The organism is Devosia sp. (assembly GCF_017307495.1).
Taxonomy (GTDB): Bacteria; Pseudomonadota; Alphaproteobacteria; order Rhizobiales; family Devosiaceae; genus Devosia_A.
Window position 1 is genome coordinate 227,185 of record NZ_JAFKHE010000013.1, and the last position, 11,822, is coordinate 239,006.

The following is an 11,822-nucleotide window of genomic DNA, read 5'->3' on the forward strand; positions in this document are numbered from 1 at the left end:
ATGAAGATCGTAGACATCAAGGCCACCACCGTCGCCATGCCGCTCGAGGCGCCGCTGCGGCATGCCTCGGGCGCCCATTGGGGCCGGTTCGTGCGCACCATCGTCGAGGTGGTGACCGACGAGGGCATTTCCGGCTGGGGTGAGCTCGGCGGCGGCGGCGAAAGCGCCGAGGCGGCCGTGAAAGGGCTGCTGCCCTACCTCAAGGGCCACGATCCGCTGCAGCTCGAGCAGCTGCGCTGGAAGATCATGAACCCGGTCGCCAGCCTCTACAATTCGCGCATGCAGCTGCATGCGGCGATCGAGATGGCCTGCATGGATGCGGCGGGCAAGTACCTCGGCATCCGCGCGTGCGACCTGATCGGCGGGGCGCTGCGCGAGTCGATCCCCTTCGCGAGCTACCTGTTCTATCGCTACGCCAGCCCGGAGAACGGCTTCGACGACGAGTTCGGCGCCGACGAGCTGGTCGCCGAGGCCAAGCGCCAGAAGCAGCTGCACGGCTTCAAGTCGCACAAGCTCAAGGGCGGCGTGTTCCGGCCCGAGCACGATGTCGAGGTGTTCTCGGCCATCGCCGAGGCCTTGCCGGGCGACCGTTTCCGGCTCGACCCCAACTCGGTGTGGTCGGTGGAGGAGTCGATCTGGGTGGCCCAGCAGATCGGGCATATCCGGAACGATTACTTCGAGGATCCGTGCTTCGGCCTCGAGGGCATGCGGCGGGTGCGCGAGCGCATCTCCATCCCCACCGCGACCAACACCGTGGTGGTGAACTTCGAGCAGCTCGCCAGCTGCATCAAGCATGACGCGGTCGACGTGATCCTGCTCGATACCACCTTCTGGGGCGGGCTGCGCCAGGCCTACAAGGCCGGGCAGGTGCTCGAGACCTTCCAGTTCGGCGCCTCGGTGCACTCCTCGGGCGAACTCGGCATCCAGCTCGCCTCGATGCTGCACCTCGGGGCGGCGCTGCCCAACATGAGCTTTGCCGCCGACGCGCACTACCACCACCTGCTCGACGACATCATCGTCGGCGGCAAGATGCAGTACGTCGATGGCGAGATCGCCGTGCCCAGGGGGCCGGGCCTCGGCGTCGAGGTCGACCGCGAGGCGCTAGCCAGGTACGCCGCCTACTACAAGGAGGTGGGCGGCTACACCTACGACCGCGATCCCGGCCGGCCCGACTGGTACTCGGTGCAGCCCGAGATGCGCTATGCCGATCCGGCGCGGCACTGAGGGGGCGCGCGCATGGCAACCGTAACCCTTCGCGACATCGTCAAGATCTACGGCGAGTTCGTCGCCATCAAGGGCATCGACCTCGACATCGAGGACGGCACCTTCGTGGTGCTGGTCGGCCCCTCCGGCTGCGGCAAGTCCACGTTGCTGCGCATGATCGCCGGGCTCGAGACCATCTCGCATGGCGAGCTGAGGATTGGCGAGAAAGTCGTTAACGACCTGCCCTCGCGCGATCGTGGCATCTCCATGGTGTTCCAGTCCTACGCGCTCTATCCGCACATGAGCGTCAAGGACAACCTGGGCTTCGGCCTCAAGATCAGCGGCGTGCCCAAGCCCGAGATCGAGCGCCGCCGCAGCGAGGCGGCTGGCATGCTCGGGCTCAGCCCCTACATGGATCGGCGGCCGAGCCAGCTCTCGGGCGGGCAGCGCCAGCGCGTCGCCATCGGCCGCGCCATGGTGCGCGAGCCGGAAGTGTTCCTGTTCGACGAGCCGCTGTCGAACCTCGATGCGAAGCTCCGCAACCAGACCCGCGTCGAGATCAAGCGGCTGCAGCGCCAGCTCGGCGCGACCGTGGTGTTCGTCACCCACGACCAGGTCGAGGCCATGACGCTGGCCGACAAGATCGTCGTTCTGCACGACGGCGAGGTCGCCCAGATCGGCACCCCGCTCGAAGTGTTCGAGCGTCCGCGCAACCAGTTCGTCGCCGGCTTCATGGGGGCGCCGTCGATGAACTTCATACCGGCCACGGTCGGCGAGGGTGCGAGCATCAGGGCAGGGGGCATCGACATCGCCGTCCCGCCCGAGCGCTTCGACCTGCCGGCGGCCGGCACCGAGGTGATCCTCGGCGTGCGTCCCGAGGATGTCGTGCCGGAGGGGCACGGCACCCGCCCGCCGCTGGGCGCCGATTTCACCGGCGCAGTCGAGTTCGCCGAAATGCTCGGCGACCAGAGCCTGCTGTTCACCAGCTTCGGCGGCGCCGAAGTCGTCGCCCGCATGCAGCATCCGCGCGCGCTGGCGCCCAACGAGGCGGTGCGCTTCCGCATCGACGGCAGCCGCGTCCACGTCTTCGACCGCACGACCCAGAATTCGCTGCTCCGCTAACCCCGGGGCAGCGAGGACGACAGAACAAAAGGGAGAGAACGTTATGTCGTTATTCAAGACCATCGGGGCCGCAGGCCTCGCGACTGCCTTGAGTGTCGGTGCCGCATCCGCCGCGGACCTGGCGCTCTATTCGGACAAGACCCCGTGGAACGCCGGCATGACCGGCCTCGCCGAGGCGGCGAGCAAGGCCTCGGGCGCCACCATCAAGCTGCAGGAAATCACGCCGACCGACAAATACCAGGCGTTCATGCAGACCTCGATCGCCGGCAACAACGTGCCCGCCTTCTTCACCTGGTGGAACGGCCAGCAGCTCAACGACCTCGTCGCCACCGGCGTCGCTGCCGACCTCACGCCCTACTGGCAGCAGGCCATCGCCGACGGCGATTTCTCGGCTGACCAGCAGGCGCTCGTCAGCGTCGACGGCAAGCCCTACGGCATCCTGCTCAACGTCGCCAACTGGGTGATGTTCTACAACAAAAACCACTTCCAGAAGGCCGGCATCGCCAACCCGCCGACCACCTGGGCCGAGTTCATCGAGGACTGCGACAAGCTCAAGGCCGCCGGCTTCACCCCGATCAACGGCCCGGCCTCGGGCGGCTGGATGCCGTTCATCTGGTTCAGCCAGCTCGTGCTCGGCACCAACCCGGACTCGTTCGTCGGCCTCACCGACGGTTCGGTCGCCTATGACAGCCCCGACGTGCAGAACGCCTTCAAGGTCTGGGGCGACATGTATGCCAAGGGCTACTTCACCGACCCGCGCGAGCAGGACGACCAGAAGTTCTTCGTCGACGGCACCGCCTCGATGTTCCTCGTCGGCGACTGGCACTCGGGCTCGTTCGTCGAGGCCGGCATGAAGGCGGGCACCGATTTCGGCACCTTCCTGATGCCCTCGCTCAGCCCCGAGGTGCAGCAGTCGGTGATCGTCGAGGCCTCGCCGATCGTCGTTTCGAAGGCCGCTCTCGAGGCCAATCCCGACCTCGGCAAGGGCGTGCAGGCGATGATGGGCGCCGACGCCGCGAACGTGCTGGGCTCGACTGTCCAGGTCTACAACGGCAACCTCAAGGCCAACGCGCCCAACGAGATCATTGCCGCCGACAAGGACCTCGTCGCCGCCGCCAAGCCCCGCGCCCTCGTGCGCTGGTGGGAAGCCGTGCCGTCGCAGATCCAGGGCGACCTCGTCGCCGCCATGGGCGCCTTCATGTTCAACCCGACCGCCGACCAGGCGACCGAGACGATGAAGACGATGCAGACCATCAACGCCGACTACTGGGCCTCGAAGTAAGCCCAGCCTGCCGGTCGCGCTCTCCCGGGCGCGGCCGGTTCTAGCTCTCAGAGAGATCCGCCGCGATGATTCCTGCCTCCGTACTGCTCAGCCCCCAGGTGCTGAAGGAAGCCCGCCGGCGCGAGCGGCGCGTCGCCTGGCGGCAGACGCGCATCGCCTGGCTGTTTATTGCCCCGGCCGTGCTGATGGTCGCGCTGTTCCTGCTGGCACCGGTCGTCTTCAACGTCATCCTGAGCTTCACCAAGTGGCAGAAGTTCACCGGCATCGACCAGTTCGCCGGCTTCAACAACTATGCCCGCCTGTTCCGCGTGCCCTACTTCTCCGAGGCGCTGGGCAACACCGCCGTCTGGGTGGTGGGCGCCGTGATCTTCCCGCTCGCCGTCGGCCTGGGGCTGGCGCTGCTGCTGCGCAACATCCCGTTCCAGGAAACCTTCAAGAGCCTGTTCTTCCTGCCGCGCGTGCTCGCTCCGACTGCCGTCGGCGCCGTCTGGTACTATGTCTACGCCCCGCGCGGCGTGCTCAACTCGGTCATTACGGGCGCTACCGGCAGCCCGTTCGACTACGGCTGGCTCTATTCGCCCGACACCGTCACCGGCTCGGTGATCGTCACTTTCGTCTGGCAGACGCTCGGCATTACCATGGTGCTGCTGCTGCTCGGCCTTGCCGCCATCCCGCGCGACCCGATCGAGGCGGCGCGCGTCGATGGCGCCTCGTCCGGGCAGATCTTCCGCCACATCATCTGGCCGCTGCTGCTGCCCACCGTGCTGGTGGTCACCATCCTCAACGTCGCCGCGGGCTTCACCACCTTCGACCTGCTCTGGGTCATGGCCGGCGACTATCCGGGCAAGCGCACGCTCTCGCTCGCCGTCTACATGTACTACGAGAGCTTCTCCAACGGCGCCTGGGCCTATGGCTCGGCTGTCGCCGTGGTGCTCGGCGCCATGGTGATCGCCGTCAGTGCGCTGCTGGCCGTGGTCCAGTCGCGCGTCTCCAGGAACATTCGGTAGCAAGATGGCCGTCGACGTCACAGACAAGCAGTTCATTGCCGGGCTCATCGACAAGGAGCGGCGCGCGCAACGCAGCGGCGGCCGCTGGCTGGTGCTGCCGATCCTGGCGCTGACCATCGCCTACCTGACGCCGCTCTATTACCTGTTCGTCACGGTGTTCAAGACCAGCCCCGAATACGCCAGGAAGGGCGTGCTGGAACTGCCCGACTCCCTGGCCCCTATCCTCGACAACGTCGTCCAGGCCTGGACCATCGCGCATCTGGGCGAGGCGGCGCTGAACTCGTTCAGCTACGCGCTGGTCGGCGCGGGGCTTGCCGTCGCCTTCGCCGCGGCCGCCGCCTATGGCATGACGCGGCTCCACCTGCTCGGCGCCAACGGCTGGTTCATGCTGATCTTCACCGGCACGCTGTTCCCGTTCCAGATGTACCTGGTGCCGCTGCTGTTCGGCTATCAGCGCGTCGGGCTGATCAACACCTGGTTCGGCATGCTGCTGGTCTATGTGGCGATCTGCATCCCGTTCCCGCTGCTGGTGCTGCGCAACTCGTTCTCCGCCATCACCCGCGAGGTCGACGAGGCGGCGCGCATCGAGGGGGCGTCGGAATGGCGCGTCTTCATCTCGATGATCGTGCCCAACGCCGTCGGCCCGATGATCGCGCTGTTCCTGCTGCAGTTCACCTTCATCTGGAACGACCTGCTGTTCTCCTCGATCCTCGCCAACGGCATCGAGGTGCGCTCGATCATGGTGGCGCTGCAATCGCTGCAGGGCACCTATTCCACACTGGGACCAAATGTCGTGATCACGGCCACGCTCATTTCGAGTATTCCCACCATCTTGTTGTTCATCGCGCTGCGCCGGTACTTCATGGCGGGCCTCCAACTCGGGACCAAATGACCACGCAGATCGGCAAGGCAAAGCGAGGGTCGCGCCTCGGAGACGACAGCAAGCCCGAGCGGCTTGAAAGCAGCTCGATCGCCGCGCAGGTTCATGACGTGCTGATGGAACGAATCCTCGACATGGAACTGCCGCCGTTCGAGGAACTGTCGGAAGCCCGCCTCGCCGCCGAGTTCGGCGTCAGCCGCACGCCCGTGCGCGAGGCGCTGGCCCGCCTGGCCCGCCGCGGCCTCGTCGACATCCTGCCGCAGCGCGGCACCGTCGTCTCGCCGCTCAGCGAGGCGCTGATCGCCAAGTCCCGCTTCATCCGCGAAGCGCTGGAGCGCCCGCTGGCGCGCCTCGCCGCCGAGAAGCTGACGCCGGAGATCGAGGCGCTGCTGACCCGCGAGGTGGCGCTGCAGCATACCTTCGCCAATCTCACCGACGACCAGAGCTTCCTTGCCTCCGACGAGCGCTTCCACGCGCTCATCGCCAAGGCCGCCGGGTTCGAATCGATCTGGGACGACGTGCGCGAGGCCAAGTTCCACATGGACCGCGTCCGTCGCCTGTCGCTGCTCAGCCAGGAGCACATGTTCTTCATCGTGCGCGAGCACGAGGACATCCTCGAGCGGCTGAAGGCCCATGACGTCGAAGGCGCCGACCGCAGCATCGCGGTGCACCTGACCTCGGTCATGCATGAACTCGACGTCATCCACGCGAGGCACCCCGAGTACTTTACGCGCGACGCCAAGTCCTGAGGGCGTTGGCGCTCGGCGCTTCCCCGGCCCATCCTTCTGTTCAGAACGCTCGCTGCCCCCACCCCTACCGGGTCATTCCCGCGAAAGCGGGAACCTCTGTTTTCGCGCAGCCCGCGCCATCGCAAACAGAAATCCCCGCTTGCGCGGGGATGACCCCGTGTTTGATGGAGACCGAGCGGCTGGTCCCGCGCTGCCAGCGTCATGCGCCGCTGTCGTGGCACGTCGCCTCCGCCCCACCAGCCAGAGAGCTTGGGACGGGCGCAGCGGCAACGGTCGCAAACATCCGACTTTATCCGGAAGTAATAGCCCCATCCCCTTCCATCTCAGCGCCAAGTCTGCCAAACATCATACCAAAGCGCGTCAAGCGCCGTATGGGAGTGCTGCTCGATGCGGATCGAGGCTGTCGATTTCTTCTATCTCGCCATGCCCGAGGTGACGCTCGAGGCCGACGGCAGCCAGGATGCGCTGCTGGTGCGCGTCGCCGCTGGCGGGCTGGTCGGCTGGGGCGAGTGCGAGGCCTCGCCGCTGGTCTCGATCGCCGCCTTCGTCACCCCGCGCTCACATGGCGTGTGCCAGCCGGTCGCCGCCTCGGTGCTCGGCGAAAGGCTGGATGGCCCCGAGGATATCCGCCGCATCGCCGCGCTGGTCGAGCGCAACTCGATGGACCTGCTGCAGGCCGCCCACACCTTCTCCGGCGTCGAGATGGCGCTGTGGGACCTCGTCGGCAAGGCGCGCGGCGAGCCGGTGTGGAAGCTGCTCGGCTACCCGCACGCCTTCCCCAAGGTGCCCTATGCCTCGCTGCTGTTCGGCGACACGCCGCAGGCGACGCTGGAAGCCGGCCGGCAGGCCGTCGCCCGCGGCTTCCGCGCCATCAAGTTCGGCTGGGCCGGCTTCGGCGAGGGCTCGGTGGCGCGGGACGCCGACCACCTGCATGCCGCCCGCGAGGCGCTCGGGCTCGACGGGCATCTGCTGGTCGATGCCGGCCAGATCTGGGTCGAGGATGTCGAGGCCGCCGCCGCCCGCCTGCCGGCGCTCGAGGCCACCCGCACCACCTGGCTCGAGGAGCCGTTCCAGGCCAGCGCCTACGAGGCCTATGGCGCGCTGTCGAAGCGCACCGGATCGGTGAAGCTGGCCGGCGGCGAGGGCGCGCACAACGTCCACATGGCGCGCCACCTGATCGATTTCGGCGGCGTCGGCTTCGTCCAGATCGATTGCGGCCGCATCGGCGGCATCGCGCCGGCCAAGGCGGTGGCCGACTACGCCGCAGCCAAGGGCGTGACCTACGTCAACCACACCTTCACCTCGCACCTGGCGCTCTCGGCCTCGCTGCAACCCTATGCCGGCGTCGAGCAAAGCCGCATCTGCGAATACCCCGCTGCCCCCAAGCAACTGGCCGTCGACATTACCACCAGCCACCTGTTGCCCGACGGCAATGGCGAGGTGCATGTCCCAGACGCGCCCGGCCTCGGGCTCGACGTGAACCTCGCCTCCCTGTCGCGCTACCACCGCCCGGTGGAGATCAGCGTCGGCGGCGACATCCTGTTCCGCAGCAAGGCCATGGCATGACCAGCTCCCCCGCGCCCGCCGACAAGCCCCCGCGTCGCCGTCGCACGTCGGCCGCCAGCACGCCCAGCCGCGGCCTGCGCGCCGGCTATGCCATGCGCGGCCTGCAGGGCAAGGTCATCGACGCGCTCGGCCGCGACATCGTCGGCGGCACGTATGCGCCGGGGAGCCTGCTGCCCAAGGAAGCGGAGCTCACCGCCGCCTACGGCGTCAGCCGCACTTCGGTGCGCGAGGCCATGAAGGTGCTCTCGGCCAAGGGCCTGATCGAGATCCGCCAGAAGATCGGCACCCGCGTGCGCGCCCGCGACCTGTGGAACGTGTTCGACAGCGACGTGCTCACCTGGCATCACCAGCAGGGCCTCAGCGAATCCGTGATGCGCGACCTGATCGAGCTGCGCCAGGTCATCGAGCCCGCCGCCGCCCGTTTCGCCTCCTCGCGCGCCAGCATGGCGGACCTGCGCCGCATCGAGCGCGCCCTTGCCGACATGGCCCGGCACGTCACCGACCCGGTCGGCTATGCCGAGAGCGACGTCGAGTTCCACATGGCCGTGTTCGCTGCCTCGCACAACGCGCTGCTGTCGCGCTTCGGGCACCTCGTCGCCGATTTCCTGCACATGAGCTTTTCCATGCAGCAGGAGGCGGTCAGCCGGTCGGGGGTCGATTTCAGCAAGGACGCCGAGGAGCACCGCCGCGTCTACGACGCCATCAATCGCGGCGAGCCCGACGCCGCTGCCGCCGCCATGCTCAATGTCATCCTCGACGGCAAGCGTGCGCTCGGCGAGGCCATGGAGACCTTGTCGCGCTAACGTCATATCTTTGCTGCCCCCGCAGCGGACCGGGTGGGGGCGACGTCGTTGACGCTGGCAAATAAAGTATGATGTTATCGACTTAAGTCGTCAAAGGGGAGGGAACCTATGAACGATACGACACCCGGCGCCGCCACCGGCGTCATGATGCATCGTCGTCACGTGCTGGGCCTCGGGCTCGGCTTCACCGCCACCATCGTGCTCGGCTCGGGCGCCCGCGCCCAGCAGGCCACGGTCAAGTTCTGGGACCCCGGCCTGTTCGCCGTCTCGGCCGACGGCATCCTCAACAAGGACCGCTCGTTCATCTACAAGGCGGTCGCGGCCTACCAGGCCGCCAACCCCGGTGAGACGATCGAGATCACCGAGACCAGCGGCGACATCACCGCCACCTCGAACCAGTTCCGCGCCGCCTCGATCGCGAAGAACGGCCCCGACATGAAGTCGGCCTATGCCGGCGGCGCCGTGCTGTCGTTCAGCCAGTTCATCGAGCCGCTCGACAGCGTCTTCTCGCCCGAGGAGCAGGCGAGGATCACCGGCTGGGACACGGTGCGCGACGGCTACCGCACCGACGGCTCCATCCTCGCGCTGCCCTATGGCGCCGGCTCCTATTTCTACGTCTTCTACCGCCCCTCGCTGTTCCAGCAGGCCGGCGTCGAGTTTGTCGAGCCCAAGACCTGGGAGGACATGCTGGCCCTGGGCGAAGAGCTCAAGGCCAAGGGCGTCACCCCGTTCTGGGTCTGCAACCAGGAAGGCTACATGGGCGCCTGGGCCATCGCCGCGCTCGGCGGCGGCCAGCTCGGCGCCAACGCCTTCACCGAGATGGTGCTGAAGAACCAGCCCATCAACAGCCCGGGCCTGGTCGAGGCCTACAAGGCCTATGCCGACATGTATGCCCGCGGCCTCACCAACCCCGATGCGGGCGAGCTGCAGAACGGCGAGGCCACCTCGGGCTTCGTGCAGGGCCGCGGCGCCATGACCATCAACGGGGCCTGGTCCAATGCCGAACTGCTCGACGCGCTCGGCGACGATGTCGGCATGTTCCCGATCCCGACCCTCGCCTCGGCCACGGAGCCGGGCGTTCTCGCCGGCGGTCCGAACCTGGCGGTGTTCGTCACCAACTACGCGGCCAACAAGGACGCGGCCTTCAAGTTCATCAAGTATCTGGCCGAGGCCAAGACCATCGACCTCTATGTCGAACTGAGCCAGACCGAGCCCTCCAACCACAAGGACGCCGATGCCTCGGTGATCACCAACCGGCTGCTGCGCGAGCAGGCCGAGCGGCTGAAGACGACCAAGACCGTCTATCCGTTCGACAACATCATGCCGCAGCCGGTGATCGACCTGTTCTACCGCGTGAACGCCACCACGTTCACCGGCCAGCAGACAGCCGAGGATGCGGTGGCCCAGCTGCAGGCCGAGTTCGACAAGCAGGGCTGATGTCGAGCTCGCTTGCCGACGGCGATGACCTTGCCGGGGCGGCGCCATCGCGCGGCGCCCCGCTCTCCCGCGGTCGGCGCGCCGAGCGCCGCTTCGCGCTGCTGGCCGTCGCGCCGGCGGCGTTGCTGGTCTTCGGCCTGATGCTGGTGCCGATCTTCGGCGCCCTCGGCATCTCGTTCTTCAAGACCGATGGCGTGACAGCCGATTTCGTCGGCCTCGCCAACTATGTCGGCCTGCTTACCGACCCGCTGGTCGGCGCCGTGCTGCTGGTCAACCTGCAATTCCTCATCGCGGTGCCGCTGGTGCTGGTGACGGCGACGCTCACTGCCGTGCTGCTCTACGAGAAGGTGCTCGGCTGGCGGACCTTCCGCATCGTCTTCTTCATCCCCTCGGTGCTGTCGACCGCCGTTATCGGCCTGATGTTCAAGTCGACCTTTGCCTTCGATGGCCCGGTCAACAAGCTGGTCGTCGCCGCCGGCGGCATGCCGGTGAGCTTCTTCTCTGCCCCGACCCTCGCCATCGCGGTGATCATCCTGGCGCTCGTCTGGTCCGGCTTCGGTTATGGCGCGCTGATCATCCTCGCCGGGCTATCGGCCATCGACCGCGAGGTCTACGAGGCGGCCGATCTCGATGGTGCCGGCTGGTGGCAGAAGCTGTTCTTCATCACCCTGCCGCAGATCCGCCGCGTGCTGCTCTTCGTGTCGGTGATCAACGTCATCTACACCTTCACCTCGCTGTTCGGCTTCGTCTACGTGATGACCGCCGGCGGGCCCGGCTACTCGACCACGACGCTCGACTACCTGATCTACCAGAAGGCCTTCTCGAGCGCCGACATGGGCTCGGGCTCGGCGCTGGCCATCCTCGTCTTCATCCTCATCGGCATCCTCACCGTGCTGCAGGCCCTGGTGAGCCGCGAGCGCGAGCCGAACAATGGCTGAAGCCCGCCGCGCCCCGACCAGGCTGCCGCCGTTCCTGATCCTGCTGCTCGTGGCGGCAACGACGCTCTATCCGCTCAGCTTCGTCGTCGCCAACGCCTTCCGCGCCAAGGCCGAATACCTCAAGGCGCCCTATGGCTGGCCGGCGAACTGGTCGCTCAACAACTTCGTCCTGCTCATCGACAACTACGATGTCATCGGCGCCGCGACCAACAGCGTGCTGGTGATCGGCTGCGCCCTCGCCATCTCGCTCACCGCCTCGACGCTCGCCGCCTATGCCATCGTCAAGCTCGACCTGCCGGGCCGGCGCCTGTTCGGCGGCACCTTCGTGTCGGTGATGCTGGTGCCGAGCCAGGTGCTGATCATCCCAGTCTACCTGCTGCTCTCGTCCCTGCGGCTGGTCGATACGCTCCCCGGCGTCGTCCTCGTCTATGCCGCGACCAACATCCCGTTCGGCGTGTTCTTCATGACCGCCGTGATGCGCTCGGTGCCCAACGACATCATCGAGGCGGCGCGCATCGACGGGGCAGGGCCCATGCGCATCCTGGTCTCGGTGGTGGTGCCGGTGCTGCGCACCTCGATCCTCACCCTAGCCATCCTCGCCTTCCTCGCCATGTGGAACGAGCTGATCTTCGGGCTGATCCTGTTGCCGAGCGAGGCCAACAACCTGCTGACCGCGAAAATGGCCTCGATCGGCGGCCGCTTCGTCACCAACCAGCCGCTGCTGATGGCGGGTCTCCTGCTGACCTCGCTGCCGCCGATCCTAGTCCTCACCTTCCTCTCCAAATACCTTGTCAGCGGCATCGCCGCCGGCATGGGCAAGTAGCGAGTTCCATCG

11 protein-coding genes are annotated in these 11,822 nt (G+C 67.1%); all 11 read left to right on the forward strand.

The annotated features are described in order from the left end of the window. The 11 genes from J0I99_RS04440 to J0I99_RS04490 all read left to right on the forward strand — a co-directional run bounded on the left by J0I99_RS04440 (position 1) and on the right by J0I99_RS04490 (position 11,810). Positions 1 to 1,224 (forward strand): enolase C-terminal domain-like protein, encoded by a 1,224-nt coding sequence (locus J0I99_RS04440; protein WP_291396123.1) that lies wholly within the window; start codon positions 1 to 3, stop codon positions 1,222 to 1,224. A 12-nt stretch (positions 1,225 to 1,236) separates the two neighbouring features. Then, positions 1,237 to 2,325, forward strand: a complete 1,089-nt coding sequence (locus J0I99_RS04445; RefSeq protein WP_291391342.1) for an ABC transporter ATP-binding protein — start codon at positions 1,237 to 1,239, stop codon at positions 2,323 to 2,325. 43 nt (positions 2,326 to 2,368) lie between these two features. Beyond that, positions 2,369 to 3,607: an extracellular solute-binding protein gene (locus J0I99_RS04450; protein ID WP_291396125.1), complete on the forward strand. Its 1,239-nt coding sequence runs from the start codon at positions 2,369 to 2,371 to the stop codon at positions 3,605 to 3,607. A 65-nt stretch (positions 3,608 to 3,672) separates the two neighbouring features. Then, positions 3,673 to 4,614, forward strand: a complete 942-nt coding sequence (locus J0I99_RS04455) for a carbohydrate ABC transporter permease (RefSeq protein ID WP_291396127.1) — start codon at positions 3,673 to 3,675, stop codon at positions 4,612 to 4,614. Between the two features lie 4 nt (positions 4,615 to 4,618). Further along, positions 4,619 to 5,506 (forward strand): carbohydrate ABC transporter permease, encoded by an 888-nt coding sequence (locus tag J0I99_RS04460; RefSeq protein WP_291389921.1) that lies wholly within the window; start codon positions 4,619 to 4,621, stop codon positions 5,504 to 5,506. Further along, positions 5,503 to 6,243, forward strand: coding sequence for a GntR family transcriptional regulator (locus J0I99_RS04465; protein ID WP_291396129.1), 741 nt, complete (start codon positions 5,503 to 5,505; stop codon positions 6,241 to 6,243). The genes J0I99_RS04460 and J0I99_RS04465 overlap by 4 nt, the downstream gene beginning before the upstream one ends. Positions 6,244 to 6,630: 387 nt before the next feature. Beyond that, on the forward strand, positions 6,631 to 7,809 hold the full coding sequence (locus J0I99_RS04470; RefSeq protein ID WP_291396131.1) for a mandelate racemase/muconate lactonizing enzyme family protein: 1,179 nt from the start codon (positions 6,631 to 6,633) through the stop codon (positions 7,807 to 7,809). Beyond that, positions 7,806 to 8,612, forward strand: a complete 807-nt coding sequence (locus J0I99_RS04475; protein WP_291396132.1) for a FadR/GntR family transcriptional regulator — start codon at positions 7,806 to 7,808, stop codon at positions 8,610 to 8,612. The genes J0I99_RS04470 and J0I99_RS04475 overlap by 4 nt, the downstream gene beginning before the upstream one ends. A gap of 108 nt (positions 8,613 to 8,720) precedes the next feature. Further along, positions 8,721 to 10,049, forward strand: a complete 1,329-nt coding sequence (locus J0I99_RS04480) for an ABC transporter substrate-binding protein (protein WP_291396134.1) — start codon at positions 8,721 to 8,723, stop codon at positions 10,047 to 10,049. Then, positions 10,049 to 10,987 carry a carbohydrate ABC transporter permease gene (locus J0I99_RS04485; RefSeq protein ID WP_291396136.1) on the forward strand — a complete coding sequence of 313 codons (939 nt, stop codon included), beginning with the start codon at positions 10,049 to 10,051 and terminating at the stop codon, positions 10,985 to 10,987. Before J0I99_RS04480 ends, J0I99_RS04485 begins: the two co-directional genes overlap by 1 nt. After that, complete coding sequence (locus J0I99_RS04490; RefSeq protein WP_291390265.1) at positions 10,980 to 11,810, forward strand: carbohydrate ABC transporter permease; 831 nt, start codon at positions 10,980 to 10,982, stop codon at positions 11,808 to 11,810. Before J0I99_RS04485 ends, J0I99_RS04490 begins: the two co-directional genes overlap by 8 nt. The last annotated feature ends 12 nt before the right edge of the window (positions 11,811 to 11,822 follow it).